The following is a 19,246-nucleotide window of genomic DNA, read 5'->3' on the forward strand; positions in this document are numbered from 1 at the left end:
CGCTCGCTTCGATGGGGTGAGGTAGGGCAAACTGAGTCTCTTCGTCATTAGAACTCACACTTTCTAGTTCCGAAGCCGAGTGCGCTATCGGCTTCTCGGATTGGGTTCGGCCCCCAAGGTCCGGTGGTGGAAGCACGGCTCCCCACCTCTCCCCATCCACCAGCGTAGCCATACCAGGGCTCGCCCATGACGTTCCTCAAATTCCGGTTCGCCGGCCACAGGGGTCCGTCTCCACTGACCTGATCGGGCCTCACTCCGAAGAATTCGAACGGCCGGCCCCCAGCGGGGTAGCTGCCATGGGCATTCTTCGCTACCCACACCACCGGGTGCCCTTTGTACTTCGGGACCTGGTTCCAAGGAAGCGCGCACGACTCCTTATGCACGAAATACTGAACTGCTGCCGACTCGTTGTGCCCGTTCAACCGCTGAAGCCGCGCTCGTCTCCTTCGGCTGAGCAGAACCCGAGTCGGCCAACTGGTTCAAGCCGAACGGATCCCAGCCACGCAAAGGGGCCGGCGGTGGTGGATTCGCCGGCTGCATGCCGAATCCCTCACCGCCTCTCGATCATTCCGCCAGAACAAAGCCAGCGTCGAAGAATTCCCTGCGAACTTCGTCCCAAAGGGAAAGCGCACGCACCAGCGAGAACGCCTCACTGCCACTGAGCAATAGAGGCGCTGCTGGCCCGCGTGACATGGTTGAGCTCATCGGCGTCAGCACCACCACCGTTCAACGGTGGGTGACAACGGGCCGCCTCACAGTCGACAAACACCCCAGCTACGGCTGGATCCGCTTCACCCAAGATGAAATCGACCGCCTCGCAGCTGAACGTCGACAACGGATCAGCTACGCCACCGCGGCGAAACTGATCGGCGTTTCCACCAGCACGATCCGCACCTTTGTGCGCGGGAGTGAGGTCGCGCATCGCACCGCTCCGCAGCAACAGCCCTCCATCTCCAGGCGATATGCGGACGATCTCAGAGACCAGAGAGACGAGTCCAGTGAGCGGTTTCCCGCCAGGCTTGGACCTGGGAATGCTATGTCGGTGCATCGACGATGATCAGGAACAGCCCGGTCGCAGCTAAGTAGATGATCCATGCCCCAAGAGCCGCGCCGATTCCGAGACCGAGATTTCTGAGCACGCCGGTGGAGCGGGAGCAAACAAGTATCAGTGCGGCACACAGTGGCAGGGCCAGCAAAATTAGGCCACGATCACCGCGAGCGTTTGCGAAAGCAGACTCCGAACCAGCAATGCATGCGACTCCTAGAAGAAGGCCTAAGAGTGCTGGTCCGCCACGTATCAGTAAGGCACGAGTGCCTCGAGTTTCCCTCATCACGTAGTCCTTTTCACTCGCCACTAGTCGTTGTCGATGGGGTAGCCGGTGTTATTCGCTCGGACACAAATATTTACCCCAAAGCTCGGTGCGGATTCCCTCGACCGTTGAGGGTTGGGGCCGCGTGGTCCGGTAGTGAGGCTATTCTGTCCGACCTCCCCCCAGCCGCCGGTGTAGCCCCACCAAGGTTCTTCCTTTACTCGCTTGACATTTATTGCTGTGTTCCAGAGTGGCCCGGACATGATGTCGTCTCCCAAGACAGTGCGTGCGCCAGGGGGATAACTTCCATGCGCCTCCCTTGCGACGTGCACGATGGGGTGACCGTTCGTCTTTGGGACCCGAGCCCAGGGGAGCCTGCAGGAATTGTGGTGATAGAAGTACTGAACCCATGTGGGACGATTGGTACTGGAATCCAATTTGATGGCGATATGTTCCCAATCTCCCTCGTGAGTGAAGGCCGATGAGAAGGTCGGATTATAACTGTTCGCGTAGTGGAACCAGTAGTGCAGCAACTTTTTCTCTACGTATTCAACGTAGGTTGGTTCGTTGCGACCGAGACCGCCCCCGTCTCGGTTCGCCCTATAGGAGAGTCCCCTGGGGTGGTGGGGTTTGAGGTCCATCGGCGGGGCTGCGTGACGTAGGTGGCCATCGGCGGGATCTTCGGTGTGAAACGACCAAGTAACGCACTGAAGGAGACCCACCGATGGCCTTGTCCCAGTCTGCCCTGTCTGAGTTGCTCGACGCGTTCCGCACCGGAGATGGCGTCGACATGATCCGTGAATCGGTCCGCACCGTGCTGCAAGAGCTCGTAGATTTCGAAGCTGCCGGGGTGATCGGCGCGGAGCGCTACGAGCGAACCGAAGACCGCTTCACCGAACGCAACGGCACCCGGCCGAAGCTGCTGGCCACCAAGGCCGGCGATGTCGAGCTGCGGATCCCCAAACTGAGGAAGGGGTCGTTCTTCCCCTCCATCCTCGAACCCCGCCGCCGCATCGACCAGGCGCTGTACGCGGTGGTGATGGAGGCCTACGTCCACGGTGTGTCCACCAGGAGTGTGGACGACCTGGTCGCGGCGATGGGCGCCGACTCGGGGATCAGCAAGTCCGAGGTCTCCCGGATCTGCGAAGGCCTCGATGAGTCCGTCGGGGCGTTCCGCACCCGGCCGCTCGATCACACGCCGTTCCCCTACGTCTACCTGGACGCGACCTACCTCCACGTGCGCAACAAGCCCGGCAAGGGCGGCCAGGTCGTCTCGATGGCGGTCGTGGTGGCGACCGGGGTCGCCGCCGACGGGACCCGTGAGGTCCTCGGACTCGACGTCGGCGACAGCGAGGACGAGACGTTCTGGCGGTCCTTCCTACTCAGCCTCAAACAACGCGGCCTGGCCGGGGTGCAGTTGGTCATCTCTGATCAGCACTCCGGGCTGGTGGCGGCATTGAAGCGGTCCTTCCAGGGCTCCGCGCACCAGCGGTGCCGGGTCCACTTCGCCCGCAACCTGCTCGCCCACGTACCCAAGTCCCACGCCGACATGGTCGCCGCGGTGTTCCGCACGATCTTCGCCCAACCCGACCCCAAGGCCGTTACCGCCGCGTGGGACGAGGTCCGTGACCAACTCGCCGCCTCGTTCCCCAAGGTCGGCCCGCTCATGGACGAAGCCAAGGCGGAGGTACTCGCGTTCACCGGCTTCCCCAAGGCCCACTGGTGCAAGATCTGGTCGACCAACCCACTCGAGCGAGTCAACAAAGAGATCAAGCGCCGCTCCCGAGTGGTCGGGATCTTCCCCAACGCTGCCGCGGTGATCAGGCTCGTCGGTGCGGTGCTGATCGACATGCACGACGAGTGGATCGCCGGCGACCGCCGCTACCTCTCAGAGGAGTCCATGGCGCAACTCAACGACACCATGGATACTGGTACTCATGCCGCCATCAAGAGCGGCGAGTAGGGCACCGAGGATCCCCTCAAAGCCCACCACCCCGCGGGGCTCTGTCCGCCCTATAGTCCATGAACATACCCTCGACGTCGACGCGCGCTTTGCCGGGCGCACCCTTGGTGTGCGGCCTCAGGTCGTCATCATCTGCCTGAAATAGATCAGAGGAGGCAGTTCCATGTTTGCAGAATAGGTTACCGCGTTGACGGTGGTTGTATGCGCCGGACAATCGGCCGGCATCGATGTCATCATCGATCGAGTGGTCATTGCATCCCGAATGAGACCAGCGGAGTTCGGATCGATCAATAAAGGACGTCGCCGAGAGCGGCCAATGCTTCTCGTTCGTGTGAAAGAACAGCAACGGTGCGTGCTGGACGCGGATGTTTGCCCCGGCCAGTGCTGCGGCTGCATTGTCTATGTCCTTCTCCGAGAGCGTGGTGAACTCTTCTGCCGCGATCGCCGGGTCTTCAACGTAGACGCTGTCGTCTCCTGGTTCGGGGTCCGGATTCGGCTCGGCGGGTAGAGGTTCTCCTTCCACGAAGGTTGGGGGGTCAACGAGCAGCAACTTGGTGGCGCCCCAGTTGTTTCCGGAAGTTGAGGAAGATGATGCGTGCACGCTGTAGACGCCTGTGCCGAGCGTCCCGGCAGGTACGGTCCACGAAGTGGTCTCACCACCCTGAACATTCGATATTGTGTGGGTCGCGATCGTTTCTCCGGATGCTGCATCGATTTCAACAGTGAGATCGATTGCGAGTTCTCCAGGGTTCGTAGCTGAGATGGTGGGAGTAACCTCGTCAGTCCGCAGTTGATCGCAGGGAGCCATACAAGGATCGATCGTGAGGTTTTCCGGAGCCTCGGGTCCAGTTTGGAGCTGAACTTGAAACGTTTTCCATTGGCTCCAAGTCGTTGAGGTTTCGTCGGCGGCGCCGATTCGAAACTCGTATGTCTTGCCTGACTCGAGGGTTCCGTCTTCAATCGTGAACTCAGCCGGCGCCTCCGTGGGGGCTCGCTGCCCAGTTGCGGACGCGAGCAAGGAAGAGGAACCCACCTCCCGCAACTCCATCTGCGGTGTCAGCGCACCAGAGTCGGGGTCGTCGGGGGTGGCCACTAGGACAACCTCTTCCGACGTGGCGATCGCAGGTTCGCACAGATCTAAGCAAGGACTCAGCGTGAGAGCCTCGATAGGGATCTGAGGCGTCTCGTCGACATCGACCCCAAGCATCAACCAATCCGACCGCGACGAGTAGCTCCCGTCGCTCGCCGAGACTCGGTAGAGATAGACGGATTCGTTGGCCAAAGCACCGTCTGGAATCTGCCAAGACACAGATTCGCCGCTGGCACCCGTCGCCGTCCCGGTGGCAACCACAGCGGAGGTGTCCTCCTCGACGATTTCAAACGTATAAGTGAGCAAGCCGGAGTCGTCAAGAGAGCTTGCGATGATAGTTGGCCTAAGACTCTCTGTGAAAGCCGTTTCAGCCTCGCATGGGGCCAAACAGGGGGTAAAACCAGGCTCAGGTACGGATGGAACCACGTTGTAGGTGACGATGAGTCGTGGGCGTAGCGATGTGTCGGCGATGTAGGAGGAGCGGTATTTGCGGTAGCTCTTGTTGATGGTCTCGTCTGCCGCCCGCAGCTTGAGGCCACGGTTGGGGTAGGTCTGGTCGGCCCAGCCGCCGACGATCGTGGTGAGATCCCACGTGGCGTCTGCGGTGGCGCAGTCCGGACCACCGTGGGCCGGACTGTAGGAGGCTTGGCCGGCGGTTGTGCCCTCCGGCTGGTTGGCCCAAGTGACGTTCGAAGGGCTCCAGGTGTCGCTGAGTCGTCGCACCTGGATCTCAGCCCCGGTGCAGGAGACGGATGAGAAGTTCCGCAGTTTCAGTGCGGCGGAGGTGATGTCCTTCCCCACCCACGTGGTGTCGTTGAACTTGAGCAGCGACCGGTACTTGGTGGCTCCGAGATCGTTCGTTCCCACGCGCAGTTCGGGGTCGTTCATCACCCAGCCCTGGCGCTCCGGGCTCGAGATGTATGCGCTCCCGGCTTCAGTGAGAGTGAACGTCGGGTCGATCGTCACCGGGTACGTGGTGGCTGGGTCGTTGAGGAACTCTGTGTCCGGGGTTAACGTGAGCAACGACTCGCCTGAGGCCGGTGCGGACACTTCAACGCCCACGGGAGCCACATTGCTGTCGACGGGATTGGTTGCAGGGTTGCCTTCCCACATGAGTGGTGCAGCCGCGGTTGCGATGGTTTCGCCAGCAGGGGTGTTGATCTCAACTCCACCATTCGGAGTTTCGACGAGTTCCGCTGCTCCGGTCACGACGGGTAGGGCAAGTTCGAGCGGCTCAGTGGGAGCTGCGTGCAGAACCAAGTAGTGACTGAACCCGGTGGCTGTGGCAGTCACTACGAGGTCAGAGTTGCCTGGCCCTGCACCTGCGTAGGTGGCCGTGGAACCGTCGAGTTCGGGTTCCGGGAGTTGCGTGGGCCACTGCCACTTCAGGGCCCGCCCATCAGCGTGAAGGGTCGCGAAAGTTCGGTCTCCGTCAGTTGAGAGTTGGAGGTTCCCGACTGCGTGGCGAGGGCGGACGGTGCCATTGTTTTCCACGAGGGTCGTGTCAATGTCGTGCCACGTTCCTGAAGACTCTTGGACCCGCACTGGATCGCTAGTGACTTCGGCCGTCCAAGTGCCATCCGGGTTTGCGTAGACCTGAGCGGTCTCGCTCCTCTGGCTGATGTCCTCCACCCGGTTCCCGGATGCCTCCGCTTGGACCAGCAGCGGGTCCCTATCTGTTTGCGAGTCAGCCTGGGCTGCCGGAGCGGACGTAAAAGATGTGAGGGTGGCGGTTCCAACGGCCACCGTGCACAGTGCGGCCAGGAGCGCCGACGCTCTGCGGTGTGGGTGCATCGTGATGTCTTCCGTCAACTGAATGGGATAGGCGAAGTCTCAGGTGGTTCTCAGGAAAGCGACGCCAAACGACAGGAAGTAGTCCGAACGGACTCTGAAGTAGCCCATTCGGGTGACTGCACTGGACATGGTCGGCAGGTTCGCAGGCGCCCTGAGAGTGCCCTCAGAAGAATCAGCCCTCAAGCACTCGCATTCCCTGGTGGAACGCCAACAGGGAGGCCGTACGACGCGCCGTCACCGGAGCCTGTCAAGGTTTCTGTGTAAGGGCCGGTCATTTCAGGTGGGGGTTGATCCGGTCGGGGTAGACCCGAGCGAGTTGCTCGAGGGCTTGCTTCCAGTTGGTGACGACCTGGCCCTCGACGAGTCGGGGTTTGGCCTTGCGCTCGGCGGCGGGTTTGCCGCGTTCCTTCTCACGCTCGCGGGCTCGTTTGTCCTCGATGTTGCAGATCGATAGCCACAACAGCTTGATGACCGCGGTGTCGTTGGGGAACTGGCCTCGGTTCTTGATGATCTTGCGCAGTTGGTAGTTCAACGACTCCATCGAGTTCGTCGTGTAGATCACCCGACGCAGCTCGGGCGGGAACGCCAGGAATGGGATGAACCGTTCCCATGCGGCGTCCCAGGTCGCGACCGCGTGGCGGTACTTCTGACCCAGCGGGGTGGCCTTGAACGTGTCGAACTCGACCCGGGCGGTGTCAGCGTCAACAGCGGTGTAGATCGGCTTGAAGGCTTTGGCGATCGCCTTGCGGTCCTTGTAGTTCACGAACCGCATCGCGGCCCGGATCAGGTGCACGGTGCAGGTCTGCACGGTCGCTTGCGTCCATGTCGCCTCAATCGCCTCGGCGAAACCGGTGAGCCCGTCGCAGCGCACGATCAGCACGTCGCGGATGCCGCGGTTGGCCAGGTCGGCGCACACGCCGGCCCAGAACTTCGCGCCCTCAGTGGCTTGGATCCAGATGCCGAGGACGTGCTTGATGCCATCCATGTCGACGCCCACGGCGATGTGTGCGGCCTTGTTGATCACGTGCGCACCGTCGCGGACCTTGACGACCAGTGCGTCGAGGTAGATGACCGGGTACAGCGACTCCAGCGGGCGGCGCTGCCAGGCCATGATCTCCTCGCCGATCTCGTCGGTGATCTTGCTGATCGTCTCGTGCGAGAGGTCGGTGCCGATCGTCGTGGCGAGGTGGTGCTGGATGTCGCGGATCGTCATCCCGCCCGCGTAGAGGCTGATGATCATCTCGTCGAGCCCACCGAGCCGGCGTGAGCCCTTGGGGACCAGCCGCGGGATGAACGTCCCGTCCCGATCCCGCGGGACGTCGAGCGGCACCTCGCCGATCTGAGAGGCCATCGTCTTCGGCGTGGCGCCGTTGCGGGAGTTGGCGAACAGCGCTGCCTCGGCCGAGCCCTTCTCGTAGCCCCAGATGGTCGGTCAGCTCGGCTTGCAGACCACGTTCGAGTGCGGCCTTGATCAGACCCGGGATGAGGCCGTCATCGCCGGTCAGTTCCAGATCGCCCGCATCGATGCGGGCGAAGATGTCGTCCAATGCTCCCGACGCGGCCATCTCGGCAGCGACGTCAGAGCCACGACGATCAGATTGTTCGTCGGTCACGAGGTCCATCATGTTCCTTTCAGATGGACCGATCCCTTACACAGAAGATCTGACACCTCTCGGGTGGGGTCGCAGCGTTTCGCAACGTCGGAACGAGTTGAGCGGTTGCGGATCGCCCGCCGGATCTCGGCGCAAGAACTCCGCGCGCATACCGAAAGACGGAACCACGTGAGGCGGACTAGACCGGCTGAGCCAAAACGTGCGAATTTCTCAATCTCAAAGCGCGCCCCCGGGCACCCGCTCTTTACTTCTCCAAACCGCCCCTAGGAAAAGCCAGAGCGGAACGACCCAACGGAGGGAGGGCGCATGTCTAGAAAACATGCGATCACTGGAGGCCTGTGCGTAAGCATATTGGCAGTAGCACTGGGCGCGACCATCACAGACGCGAACTCAGACAGCATCCCCACAAGTCCATACGCTGCGACTATCGCGCCGGAGGTCAGCGACCCACTCGATGCCCTTTTCGACGGAACCCCCTTCCGCCAAGCTGTATGGATGAACTTCCAACGGGTCGTTGCTGGCTGTATGAAAATGTACGGTTTTAATTACGCCGCTGCCGCCCCTAGGCCCCAGTCGGTTGAGCCGGCCAGCCTTCCAGTTGAGGAAAGCACCGCCGGCTCCGATGTCACGTTTCGTGAGACAAAGTCCATGCAGTACAAGATGCCAACCCGCCAGGCACCCGCCAGCATCGTTGCCGGACCCAGCTCCGCTTACTACCAGGCGCTGCGCGGTGTCACCATCCCATCAGGGCTGGGCTCCAAGGCCCTGAATGCGTACGACTGGCGGGCCTACGACGGTGTCAACTCGGACAACTTCGGCATCTCAGCCGAAGACACCGGCGGATGCGAAGCTGAGGGCCGCGAACTCGTCTCTGAACCCGCGTTGCTGGCACTCGAGGAACTCCAAATCCAAGCGGCTCCTCTGGTGGAGGCCATCGGCACTGACCCGATTTACGAAGGACTTCAAGCGGACTGGATCGACTGCATGGCCGACCAAGACTACAACTATAGCTCCCCGATCGAGCCAGCCACGACAGCCGCAGTGGAGGCTTCTGACCTATATGAAGCCGGCGGTACGGCTGGCCAATGGGCTACTCTCGAAGCTGCAGAGGAGGATCTCGCCGAGACCACCGCTGACTGCCTTACGACCACTGGCTATCAAGCCTATCTCGATGGCTTGTCTACACAGCCCGAGTGGCTGCAGTTCGTGACTGACAACCAGGAGCTACTCGACTTGGCCGGCGGTCGCACCCTCGCGGTGGGGGGCAACCAATGAGCGGATGGACGAGAGCAAGGTTCACGCGCAGTGCGATTGCGTTGGCCATTGGCATCGTAATGATATATCTCGGCGCTTCGTGCGGTGCCCCGATCAGCGCGAAGATCAAGAACGTCACATGCCGTGGTGCGATCGACAATGTTCATGGGTCTCACCACAACGTGGGACGGATCAACGTCGTCGCGAGTGGGGCGTGCGTCGGCGCAGCGACTCGCCTCTCGGCTGACATACAACTGCAAAAACGGCTCAGCTCTGGCTGGACTACCGTCGCTGTCTCTGACAGCAGCCAACGCGTCCTCTATCCCAAGTCGGGGCGCGTGTACAAGTTCTCTGCCAACACTTTCTGTGCATCGGGTGACTACCGAGGAGTGGCGTCGCTTCAAGTTCAGGTCAGGCCGGGCACGACCATCTTGAACAGGTTTGGTCAGGCTGGAAAGAGTCCCCAGTTCACAAGAAATCCCTGCACTTCGGAGACCTATCACGACTACTGAGATCATGAGTTGTCCTGGGTGATTGTCCCATCCTGTCGCCCAGGACAATTCTCGTCCTGTCACTTTGAGCCGGGGAGGAGTGTCGAAATGCCAGTCTCTGACGACTCGGGGTTCCCTGCGCCCTTATCTAGCGTCGAACATGCCCGGTGGATCGCAGAAACAATCGCCCCTGGAACAGGCATCATTCGCAACTATGTCCCGACGGACCTTGATGGCGTGGCCCGCGTGCTCCATCGAGCTGGCCACGACTACGACCTCACCTGGAAGCGGATCAGCGCAGCCTCAGGAGAGACACTGTCCTCCGATACTCAGTTCGACGACATACGGCAGAGCCTAGGCGAAGAACCGCCCGCAGAAGTCGGCTCACTGGATCCTGTCTCCCAAGAGCGCCTCACCGAGATTCTGACTGAGTGGAGAGCTACGCAGGCGAGTGTGTTCTTCGGGTGGTGGACGGGTTCGGCGAAGGTGGGGCGATTGCCTGGCGTGCACGGCGCGCCCGCCTATCGCGGCCCCAGAGAGTGTGTTCTGTTCGAATCCGAGTTCGACAAGCTGGCGCACCTCGCGACCGAAGTTGGCGTCACTCCCTATCACTGGTTCGATGCTTCGAAGTCATGGCTCGTCGTCACGGAACTCGACTTCGACTCGACCCTAGTGGCCGGCCCATCTGACCTGATCGACGCCATCACCAGCGATACCGTCCTGGAAGCCTTCGAAACCAGCTACAGTGCTGACCTGCGTTCACATCGTCCCTGAGATTTCGCCACGCCCACCGTACGGACGGTATGTGGTTAAGTACAGCGCTGCCCCGGCGAGCATCGACTACAAGACGACAACCTGGCGCAGAGCGTGTAGCCCTTCCGTTTGGTTCTCGTAGAGGTACACCGGTTTCGTCATCGGCCCGGGTCGGGTGATTCATCTGATGCAACACGCAGGCTTATAGTTTGCCATAAGAAATGACATCGGTTAGCGGGAAAAGCAATCACTTGAGACAGAGCCCCGCGGGGTGGTGGGCTTTGAGGGGATCCTCGGTGCCCTACTCGCCGCTCTTGATGGCGGCATGAGTACCAGTATCCATGGTGTCGTTGAGTTGCGCCATGGACTCCTCTGAGAGGTAGCGGCGGTCGCCGGCGATCCACTCGTCGTGCATGTCGATCAGCACCGCACCGACGAGCCTGATCACCGCGGCAGCGTTGGGGAAGATCCCGACCACTCGGGAGCGGCGCTTGATCTCTTTGTTGACTCGCTCGAGTGGGTTGGTCGACCAGATCTTGCACCAGTGGGCCTTGGGGAAGCCGGTGAACGCGAGTACCTCCGCCTTGGCTTCGTCCATGAGCGGGCCGACCTTGGGGAACGAGGCGGCGAGTTGGTCACGGACCTCGTCCCACGCGGCGGTAACGGCCTTGGGGTCGGGTTGGGCGAAGATCGTGCGGAACACCGCGGCGACCATGTCGGCGTGGGACTTGGGTACGTGGGCGAGCAGGTTGCGGGCGAAGTGGACCCGGCACCGCTGGTGCGCGGAGCCCTGGAAGGACCGCTTCAATGCCGCCACCAGCCCGGAGTGCTGATCAGAGATGACCAACTGCACCCCGGCCAGGCCGCGTTGTTTGAGGCTGAGTAGGAAGGACCGCCAGAACGTCTCGTCCTCGCTGTCGCCGACGTCGAGTCCGAGGACCTCACGGGTCCCGTCGGCGGCGACCCCGGTCGCCACCACGACCGCCATCGAGACGACCTGGCCGCCCTTGCCGGGCTTGTTGCGCACGTGGAGGTAGGTCGCGTCCAGGTAGACGTAGGGGAACGGCGTGTGATCGAGCGGCCGGGTGCGGAACGCCCCGACGGACTCATCGAGGCCTTCGCAGATCCGGGAGACCTCGGACTTGCTGATCCCCGAGTCGGCGCCCATCGCCGCGACCAGGTCGTCCACACTCCTGGTGGACACACCGTGGACGTAGGCCTCCATCACCACCGCGTACAGCGCCTGGTCGATGCGGCGGCGGGGTTCGAGGATGGAGGGGAAGAACGACCCCTTCCTCAGTTTGGGGATCCGCAGCTCGACATCGCCGGCCTTGGTGGCCAGCAGCTTCGGCCGGGTGCCGTTGCGTTCGGTGAAGCGGTCTTCGGTTCGCTCGTAGCGCTCCGCGCCGATCACCCCGGCAGCTTCGAAATCTACGAGCTCTTGCAGCACGGTGCGGACCGATTCACGGATCATGTCGACGCCATCTCCGGTGCGGAACGCGTCGAGCAACTCAGACAGGGCAGACTGGGACAAGGCCATCGGTGGGTCTCCTTCAGTGCGTTACTTGGTCGTTTCACACCGAAGATCCCGCCGATGGCCACCTACGTCACGCAGCCCCGCCGATGGACCTCAAACCCCACCACCCCAGGGGACTCTCCTATCACTTGACGAGGGAAGTGATTGCCATGCTGGAAGCATGGCAATCGAGTGGCGGCTGCGTCCGGTCACGGCAGAGCGGGAACTCTGGCAGACCAGCGATCTGCGCCGGGCCCTCGAAGACGTCGGAGCGCCGGGACTGTCCCAGGCACAGGTCTACCGCCTCGTGTCCTCTCGCCCAGGGCGCCTCAACCTCGACACACTCGACGCGCTCTGCCGAGTCCTCGCCTGCAACGTCGAGGACATCCTGCGGCGAGTACCCGACGAGGAACCCTCGACGTGAGCGAATGGATCTCAGCCCGCGCCGCCGCGGAACTGACCGGCATCAACGAAAACACCATTGAATGGTGAGTCCGTCAGGGGCGGATCGATCAAGCGGTTGCGTCACGGCAACAGACCAACGCTGAACAAGGGCAGCGTGGAAGAGTTCGCCGCGAGCTACGTCCCCAAAGGCAAGCGCACGCAGCAGCGCTACCGTCTCACCGCCACGGAGCAATCGAGGCGCTGGATTGCTGGCCACCACAGTCCGCGTGACGTGGCTGAGCTCTTCGCGGTGAGCGAGACAACCGTGCAACGGTGGGTGGCAACGGGCCGGCTCAGTGCCGAGAGACACCCCACCCGCGGCTGGATCCGCTTCACCTACGACGACGTCGACTGCCTCGCCGACGAGCGCCGAGAATGGATCAGTTACGCCACCGCCGCGGAACTGATCGGCATCTCGGCCGGCACAGTGCGCGCCTTGGTCCTCAAGGGCGAGCTCGAGCACCGCACAGCCTCACAGCAGCAGCCCTCCATCTCCAGGCGATCTGCTCAGGAGTGCAAATCGAAAAGACAGGTCGAGAAGGACGCGCGTGCTGCGAAACGGGCCGCGAAGACAGCAGCTAGCAGTCCTCCGGACGACGGGGAAGTCTGGCTCAGCCTCACTGAAGGTGCCCTGGTCTTGCGAGTGAGCAGAACCCGGGTCGGCCAACTGGTCAGGTCCGGGCGAATCCCTGCCACCAAGCGTGAGCGACGGTGGTGGATCCGACGCTCACACGCCGAGTCGCTCTCAGCCACACGGGCAGTTCGCTTGATGCGCGTCAGGTAGGTTTCGCGGCGGTACCGAGGAGGGGCAAACCAATCGAAGGCAATGGGGCTGCGCGAGCGGAGTACGGCAGAACGATTGTTGGTACGCTGGGGCAAGAATTGGCTGACCGGCTTGGACCGGGATCCGACCCGACGAATCTCGAATCCACCTAGACTCGGGAACGACGGCCGGTCGCGTAGTGAGCTTCTCCCACCTTGACGCACTCGACGTTGAGGAACCCCAAAGGCGAGTGTTCGTCGGCTCACTCACGTCGCGGGTCCTCAGCCCGTGCGGACGAGAAGGCGACGACCCCCATCAAGCCTAACGGTTGCGGCCACCCCCATCGCTGTAGGTCGCTATGCCATGGTGAACCCTTGTGCTCACCTGGGTTCCGACGTTGCTGCTGCCTTCGTTCGTCAGCGACATGCCGACCACATCCCGGCACCTCGACCACGAGCCGTGTCCTCCAGTTCGGTGTATGCCGAGGACCGTGCAACCGGGGGCGAGCTGGTTCGGGGGCGAGCACCGCCGGAGTGGATCTGGGCAGCACCGACGTCGCGCCCGTCGGCCTGCACATACCGCAGCCAGCGGCCGTAGGTGTCGACGTCGCGCTGGCTGGGATCACTCACGAGGGTCACCCGAGTACCCACAGGGAGCAGCTGCTCAAGGTTCTGCTTGGACGGCTGGCCGTAGCACTCCCCCGGTCTGCCGGGATGCGGGATCTCGGAAGCACTGATCCCGAGGAACCGAACCCGGACCGACGCACCGGCCCGAGTCGTCACCTGGACGGTGTCGCCGTCGAGGACGTACGCCATCGTCCCTCGCGTGCGCTGCGCCGACAGAACGGAGTCGCGGTCGCCGCGACCCGGGGCATCGAGGAGGTTGCCACCGAGTTCGCCACCAAGGGCGAGGCCACTGAAAATGCCGCGGATGCCAACGACGATCACCGCCGCCACGATCACCAAGGACACCACGCGCACCGGCGTGTTGGCGATCGTCGCGGCACTCCCGCATGCCTGGTCGCGCCGACGACCGGTTCGTTCCCTCGGTGCGCGGATGCTGGCGGCATCAACCCGGCCGCTCCAATGCCGCCACCGGCGCGGGGTGCCACACGTCGGTTGCATCAAGGAGAGCCGGCTGCTGGTTGGTCCGCCCCCAGACCAGCACGTTGTTCAGGTTCTTACCCGGCCCATAGGTCAGATAGGTCCCGTCGCAAGAGTCCGCCCGAATTGCCTGCGCGTAGCGGAACCGACGCTCGCTGTTGACCCGACCGACATGGACCCACTTGCCCAGCGACGAGGCGACCCCCGCCAGGTTGCACGCCTCCGGCCCAAACTTCCATGCCGTCGATCCCCCGATGAATAAGCAGTCGATCTCATCCCACAGGTCCCACGAGGAGAACTCCATACCGTCCTGCGCGACGTATGCCACCGGGTAGCCCAGGTCGCGGATCTTTGCAAGCCACGGCCCGGCACGATCCTCGGTGGCCGCTGCATCACCGACAACATCGGGCGCTGTCGCGAACAAGCAGGTGTCCGCGTCAGCCGCATTGGCGACGAGGAACCGCCACCACGGGTCTGGCTCCCACCGTTCTGAGAAGCAGCCGTTGTCGGCACACCACATCACCCCAAGTGGGCGACGGTTCCCCAGCTTCGGTGTGTCAATGAAGCCGAGCACACCCTGCGCCATCGCCTCGGTACAGCAATTGGTGGGTCATCGGGGTGTTGCCGTGCGCTGGGGCCTGTCGCGCTGGCTTTGCCGCATCAGTCGAGGCCTCATGGCCGAGGTGTTGGTCCTCGATGAGGTCGAGAAGATCGACCGGCTCCCGGTCGCGGCCAGGAGGCAGCGCGAGCTCGTGTAGCGCGAGACGCTCGGCGTCGAGGGCGTCGTGGTCCTTCTCCCAAGCCTGGAGCACGCCGCTGGCCTCGAAGGCGGCCAGCTCGTGGACGTAGGCCTCCTGGCGCGGGGTGAGGGGCTGTCCCTCAATGATCGGTCCGCACCCGACGGCCTCTGCGCTGGCGGCGAAGCGTGGGTACGTCCTGCGGTGCTCGCGCATCCGCTCTCGGAGCTCGGCGAACTGCTCGGGAACCTCGGCCGGTATTGCGTTGGCGATGGCCTCGATCTCTGGCCACGCGATGAACTCGCGTGGGTTGTGCCACGACTCGTCGAGGTCGAACCCGAGACCATCGGTTGTGCCGGCGATCCACTCCCCCGTCGCCGGGTCGGTGTGGTGTGTGACCGACCAGCCGGACTCTCGGACGCGACGGACCTCCGCCGGATCGAGGAGGATCGAGGTCAACGCCCAGCTCGACCACACTCGCAGAAGCTCGCACTGACGACGACGGCTAGTCACAACCACCGCGGCCTGATCGCTCATCGTCCGACTCCTGGCCCGGGACGCGGCGACGTTCGCTCGGTGCGCGCTGGTGTGGTGCTAGAAGGTTCCCGTCCAAGGCCGGGCGGAAGAAGTCCGGACGGTCCCGCGATCCTGTCGCCGGGTGGGCTGTCGAGGGGCTCACCACGCCGCCGCAGTTCGCTGATCAGAACAGCTTGTTCACGTCGCGCCTCCCTGGCCGTCGACGCCGAGCTGGCATCCATCCGTCGATCCCCTGCTTCGACCAACCACACCCGCAAATCGCCCGTCCGCATCTCACGTGCCCTGTCCGCGATCGACCCAAGCAAGGAACCCTCCTCGATGGTCATTGCGCCACCTGGACGCCGGAGGCCTCAGCAACAGCACTCGCACCGCGCTCGTCACTGCCGGTGGAGACGTCTCGGGTGTCCGTCTCGACCTGACGAAGCCGACGCACCGTCGCAAGATTCAATCCGGTCAACTGCACGACGTCCTTGACCGCGAGCTTCTCCGCGAGGAGCTGCTCGATCGCAGTCGCGGCGGCGACCTCAGCGTCGAGGATCGCCCGCTCAGCCCGCGTCCGTTCCTCCCAGGCCAACTCGACGTCGACCGACGCCTCGTCGATGCGCCGGTCCCGGGCCAACTGGTCCGGGTCCAGCTTGAGCCGGCGATCACGCGCCACCTTCAGCCGGGCGTCACGCGCCCGATCCCGAACAGTCTGTGCCCGTGTCGCCTTGCTGCCCACTGGGGACCACCTCTTCCGTACACCTCACAGTCACCGCCAATCCACCGCGACGCTTCACACAGACGAGAAGCAACCTCGACCAACCCCGATCGGACACCACGACCCCGACCAAAACTTTGGACTCCACAGACTCACGTCCGGAACAGCGCATGCGTCCCACACGGGGACGCCAGATGCCATCCGGGTCGTAACGGTGCAACTGCCGCGCTGCACAGAACCTGCACTGTGGTCGTAGCCGGTGTCGCTGCGGACTGCCCCGGGCCGCAGGCGCACCGATCGGCCGCTCGACGCAGCGTCGATGGCCAAATGGTACGCGTTCCAAGCCAGACAAGGTCCGCAGCCACCATTGCGGGTACGAGGTGCCGGAGCCAACTACTCATCGAATCCGGCGGGCATGACCTCGACCAGATCCGGCATCGGGACCCAATCACGAAAGACGTCGCGAGCTGCCGACGCGCTGGTGTGTACCCGCGAGACCCACGACCCTCGATCGAACTGAAGTCGATCAGCGGAACGACCGCTGCGCCGTCCATCTGGAACCGTCAAGCCCGACGATCACAAGGTTCAGATCAGAGCCAGGAAGCGACCAACGCGACCAGGAGTGAAACAAGCCGGCTCACGTCTGTGACCCCTCGTCGCAACGTTTCATGACTGCCAATGCCCGCGAGGCTGCCGCCATGACGCCGGGCCAGCGAGCGTCGCCCGTGTATGCCTCGTCTGGCCGTTCGCCGAGTTCACGAATCATCAGGCCGAGCGCATTCTCCAAGTCGATGAAGGCCGAGATCTCTTCCAGATGCAGGATGTCGGGGACGGCGCTCTCGGGTTCAGGGAGAACCATGCAGTCGTCGTAGAGGATGTGCACATTGAGCGTCAGGTCATCGAAGTAGTCGACGCCTTCCTCGACCCAGCCCCACCGTTCCTGCCGCAGAGGATCGCTCAATGACTCGAGGGCTGCGACCACCTCGAGCCGCATTTCTGGAAGCTTGATGGACCCGGTCATGGCGCGTTCCAGGACGTCCAGTTGCGCCAATCAGATAGCGGAATGTGCGCTTGTGGGTCGTCGATCGTGGTCGGATCCGCCGGAAGGCGATATGAGTTGGCCATCACGATGGGCGTCCGAATCGCACCCGTGGTCTCGTCCGCATGGTTGCCACCGTGCACGGACCACGTGTCGCTCGTCAGGGTCTCGAAGTCGTGCTTGTCCGGTCTCATGCTTCTCCTTTGGGTAGTGGCTTCGGTTGCCTTCCCGGGGCGCGGATCGGCAGCGTCGCGGGCCGCGCTCGACCAGTGCCTACGATGACATGTAGTTGCATCCGGCGAACCAGAGGAGTGCGTCAGTGTCCGAGACGCGGCACGTCGTGTTTTTGGTCTTCGACGGCATGAAGATGCTCGACGTGACCGGACCCGCTGAGGTCTTCTCCGAAGCGAACAGGTTCGGCGCCGGATACATCCTCGACTACGTGTCGCCCCAGGGCAAAGCAGTGGTCACGTCGATCGGGACAATGTTTCCGGTCACTGCTGCAGCCGCTGATGTGGTCGGGGCTGACACAGTTGTCGTTTCGGGTGGTGATGACCTTCCGGTGAAGTCGATCCCGCCCGAACTGATTGCCTCGGTGCTCGTTCTGCATGCCCGGTCCCGGCGCATGGTCTCCATCTGCACAGGCTCGTTCATCCTGGCCGTATCCGGCCTCTTGGACGGTCGCCGCGCCACGACGCACTGGCGCCACGCCGACCTGCTTCGCACGGCGCACCACGATCCGCCTCCTCATCGACGACTCCCGTCGCCCAAAGCGCCGGGAACGCTCGACCGAGATCGACGACCACCACATGGGCGGCACACCCGCCGGGGACGTCGAGGTCGTCGAGCGTGACGCCGTGGTGCGGGCGCTGTCAGAGCTCACCCCGAAGCGACGCGCGTGCGTCGTGCTCCGCTACTACCACCAGCTGTCCGTCAGGGAGACGGCCGCCGCGCTGGGCTGCTCCGAGGGAACGGTGAAGAGCCAGACCTCTGACGCACTGCGCGCGCTGAAGCCGCTGCTCGAGACGGACGACACCGAGACAGGACCCAGGCTGTGAACGACTCCCTCCACGAACGGCTCCGCCGGGCCGCCGACGACACCGAGCACCCGCTGACCACCGACATCACCGACCTGCTCGGGCGGGCCCGCCACGAGCGCTCCCGCCGGCGCACCCTCACCGCACGGGCCGCCGTGCTCACCGCTGCCGCCCTGATCGGGACGACGCTGGGCGTGCGCGCCGTGCTCCCCGACGACTCGCGCCCCGCCGCGCAGGAGGAGCCGCGGTCGACGACGCCCACCTCGGCCGACGTGCCTCTCCACGAGGGTGACATCGTCCGCCGCTGCCTGCCCCAGCTCGAGAAGTACGAAGAGCTCCCGCAGTACGAAGGAACGGGGGACACCCCGGCCCGGCAGTGGCGGATTCCCCGCGAGCGTGACTACCGCGCCGGCGACCTGGTCGCCCTCCAGGACCGTCGTGGCTCCCGCAACCGCGTGCTGTGCGTGGTGCCCGAAGCCGGCCATGAGCACGACGAGGTGCCGTTCTCCGCCTACGAACCCGCTGCTTCGCGGCCGGCAGCGGTCGCTCAACGATGCAGCGAGGAGTTCCTTCCGCAGGCCGACCTGGACTTCAGGACCGGAGAGTTCCTCGGTCACCCCGACCGGCAGATGCCCGACCTGCGCCGGGCCACCGTGGCTGCCGTCGACTCCGCCGGACCCGTGCTGGAGGTTCTCCTCGACCTGGGCGGGAAGCACTTCGCGTGCGCCCTCAGCCCGGTCACCTGGGATGCCGGTCCGTTCGGCGTGGGCAGGACCGCCCCCGAGGGCTACGCGATCTGGGTCCAGGGCTCGGCGACGGGCGCCTCGGGCAAGTCGATCGTGGACGAGGACGCCACCTACTACTACGCCGCCGGGACCATGCCGAAGGACGCCGCACGCATCGAGGTCACGCTGGTCACGGGGAGCACCTTCACGGTTCCGGTGACCGACGGGAACTACGCCTTCGTCCACAAGGAGCCGGGGACAGGCGGTGTGGTCAGCTACGACTACCGCGTGCTCGACGTCCGGGGTGCCGTGCTGCACGAGGGAACCGACCGGATGTAGGACCGCCGCACGGGCTCCAGCCGCTCCTGATCTAGCCT

General features: G+C 63.6%; 16 protein-coding genes and 1 pseudogene. 9 read left to right on the forward strand and 8 right to left on the reverse strand.

All coding sequences use genetic code 11. The features are described from left to right. Positions 1–691: 691 nt before the first annotated feature. Both ncot_RS10620 and ncot_RS10625 read left to right on the forward strand, forming a co-directional pair. Positions 692–1,057: a hypothetical protein gene (locus ncot_RS10620; protein ID WP_168617578.1), complete on the forward strand. Its 366-nt coding sequence runs from the start codon at positions 692–694 to the stop codon at positions 1,055–1,057. A 977-nt stretch (positions 1,058–2,034) separates the two neighbouring features. Further along, the gene (locus ncot_RS10625; RefSeq protein WP_168617579.1) at positions 2,035–3,273 is read left to right on the forward strand and encodes an IS256 family transposase; all 1,239 of its coding nucleotides are present in this window, start codon (positions 2,035–2,037) and stop codon (positions 3,271–3,273) included. A 16-nt stretch (positions 3,274–3,289) separates the two neighbouring features. Here the strand turns inward: ncot_RS10625 and ncot_RS10630 are convergent, their stop codons facing one another. Together ncot_RS10630 and ncot_RS10635 are read right to left on the reverse strand one after the other, a co-directional pair. Next, a complete protein-coding gene (locus tag ncot_RS10630) occupies positions 3,290–5,572 on the reverse strand; it encodes a DNRLRE domain-containing protein (protein ID WP_168617580.1) in 2,283 nt (760 codons plus the stop codon). A gap of 856 nt (positions 5,573–6,428) precedes the next feature. Next, a pseudogene (locus ncot_RS10635) lies at positions 6,429–7,779 on the reverse strand (IS256 family transposase). 486 nt (positions 7,780–8,265) lie between these two features. On the opposite strand from ncot_RS10635, the gene ncot_RS10640 reads away from it, so the two are divergent. Beyond that, on the forward strand, positions 8,266–9,045 hold the full coding sequence (locus ncot_RS10640; protein WP_206064937.1) for a hypothetical protein: 780 nt from the start codon (positions 8,266–8,268) through the stop codon (positions 9,043–9,045). Positions 9,046–9,623: 578 nt separating this feature from the next. After that, positions 9,624–10,289: a hypothetical protein gene (locus ncot_RS10645; RefSeq protein WP_168617582.1), complete on the forward strand. Its 666-nt coding sequence runs from the start codon at positions 9,624–9,626 to the stop codon at positions 10,287–10,289. Positions 10,290–10,569: 280 nt separating this feature from the next. Here ncot_RS10645 and ncot_RS10650 read toward each other — a convergent pair whose 3' ends face one another. Then, complete coding sequence (locus tag ncot_RS10650; protein WP_168617579.1) at positions 10,570–11,808, reverse strand: IS256 family transposase; 1,239 nt, start codon at positions 11,806–11,808, stop codon at positions 10,570–10,572. Positions 11,809–11,965: 157 nt separating this feature from the next. Here ncot_RS10650 and ncot_RS10655 point away from each other — a divergent pair, with 157 nt between their 5' ends. After that, positions 11,966–12,208, forward strand: a complete 243-nt coding sequence (locus ncot_RS10655; protein ID WP_168617583.1) for a helix-turn-helix transcriptional regulator — start codon at positions 11,966–11,968, stop codon at positions 12,206–12,208. Positions 12,209–12,343: 135 nt separating this feature from the next. After that, positions 12,344–13,012: a helix-turn-helix domain-containing protein gene (locus ncot_RS10660; protein ID WP_168617584.1), complete on the forward strand. Its 669-nt coding sequence runs from the start codon at positions 12,344–12,346 to the stop codon at positions 13,010–13,012. 395 nt (positions 13,013–13,407) lie between these two features. Here the strand turns inward: ncot_RS10660 and ncot_RS19490 are convergent, their stop codons facing one another. The 5 genes from ncot_RS19490 to ncot_RS10685 all read right to left on the reverse strand — a co-directional run bounded on the left by ncot_RS19490 (position 13,408) and on the right by ncot_RS10685 (position 17,119). Further along, positions 13,408–13,962: a thermonuclease family protein gene (locus tag ncot_RS19490; protein ID WP_240937862.1), complete on the reverse strand. Its 555-nt coding sequence runs from the start codon at positions 13,960–13,962 to the stop codon at positions 13,408–13,410. Positions 13,963–14,059: 97 nt separating this feature from the next. Beyond that, on the reverse strand, positions 14,060–14,680 hold the full coding sequence (locus ncot_RS10670) for a hypothetical protein (RefSeq protein ID WP_206064938.1): 621 nt from the start codon (positions 14,678–14,680) through the stop codon (positions 14,060–14,062). Next, complete coding sequence (locus ncot_RS10675) at positions 14,652–15,368, reverse strand: hypothetical protein (RefSeq protein WP_168617586.1); 717 nt, start codon at positions 15,366–15,368, stop codon at positions 14,652–14,654. Before ncot_RS10675 ends, ncot_RS10670 begins: the two co-directional genes overlap by 29 nt. Before the next feature lie 322 nt (positions 15,369–15,690). Beyond that, positions 15,691–16,089, reverse strand: coding sequence for a hypothetical protein (locus ncot_RS10680; RefSeq protein WP_168617587.1), 399 nt, complete (start codon positions 16,087–16,089; stop codon positions 15,691–15,693). Between the two features lie 616 nt (positions 16,090–16,705). After that, positions 16,706–17,119 (reverse strand): hypothetical protein, encoded by a 414-nt coding sequence (locus ncot_RS10685; RefSeq protein ID WP_168617588.1) that lies wholly within the window; start codon positions 17,117–17,119, stop codon positions 16,706–16,708. 307 nt (positions 17,120–17,426) lie between these two features. Between ncot_RS10685 and ncot_RS10690 the strand changes: the two genes are divergently transcribed. Genes ncot_RS10690 through ncot_RS10700 form a run of 3 tightly spaced genes read left to right on the forward strand, consistent with a single transcriptional unit; the run spans position 17,427 to position 19,208 of the window. After that, on the forward strand, positions 17,427–17,960 hold the full coding sequence (locus ncot_RS10690; protein ID WP_206064939.1) for a DJ-1/PfpI family protein: 534 nt from the start codon (positions 17,427–17,429) through the stop codon (positions 17,958–17,960). Next, positions 17,857–18,165, forward strand: a complete 309-nt coding sequence (locus ncot_RS19495; protein ID WP_240938184.1) for a sigma-70 family RNA polymerase sigma factor — start codon at positions 17,857–17,859, stop codon at positions 18,163–18,165. Before ncot_RS10690 ends, ncot_RS19495 begins: the two co-directional genes overlap by 104 nt. After that, complete coding sequence (locus tag ncot_RS10700; protein ID WP_168617590.1) at positions 18,162–19,208, forward strand: hypothetical protein; 1,047 nt, start codon at positions 18,162–18,164, stop codon at positions 19,206–19,208. The genes ncot_RS19495 and ncot_RS10700 overlap by 4 nt, the downstream gene beginning before the upstream one ends. The last annotated feature ends 38 nt before the right edge of the window (positions 19,209–19,246 follow it).

This window comes from Nocardioides sp. JQ2195, assembly GCF_012272695.1.
In the GTDB taxonomy this organism is placed as follows: domain Bacteria; phylum Actinomycetota; class Actinomycetes; order Propionibacteriales; family Nocardioidaceae; genus Nocardioides.

Excerpts from the sequence above, each read along its gene's own strand:
- ncot_RS10645 (WP_168617582.1), top strand. The coding sequence starts at position 9,624 with ATGCCAGTCTCTGACGACTCGGGGTTCCCTGCGCCCTTATCTAGCGTC.
- ncot_RS10620 (WP_168617578.1), top strand. The coding sequence starts at position 692 with ATGGTTGAGCTCATCGGCGTCAGCACCACCACCGTTCAACGGTGGGTG.
- ncot_RS10670 (WP_206064938.1), bottom strand. The coding sequence starts at position 14,680 with ATGGCGCAGGGTGTGCTCGGCTTCATTGACACACCGAAGCTGGGGAAC.
- ncot_RS10650 (WP_168617579.1), bottom strand. The coding sequence starts at position 11,808 with ATGGCCTTGTCCCAGTCTGCCCTGTCTGAGTTGCTCGACGCGTTCCGC.
- ncot_RS10675 (WP_168617586.1), bottom strand. The coding sequence starts at position 15,368 with ATGAGCGATCAGGCCGCGGTGGTTGTGACTAGCCGTCGTCGTCAGTGC.
- ncot_RS10625 (WP_168617579.1), top strand. The coding sequence starts at position 2,035 with ATGGCCTTGTCCCAGTCTGCCCTGTCTGAGTTGCTCGACGCGTTCCGC.
- ncot_RS10640 (WP_206064937.1), top strand. The coding sequence starts at position 8,266 with ATGAACTTCCAACGGGTCGTTGCTGGCTGTATGAAAATGTACGGTTTT.
- ncot_RS10655 (WP_168617583.1), top strand. The coding sequence starts at position 11,966 with ATGGCAATCGAGTGGCGGCTGCGTCCGGTCACGGCAGAGCGGGAACTC.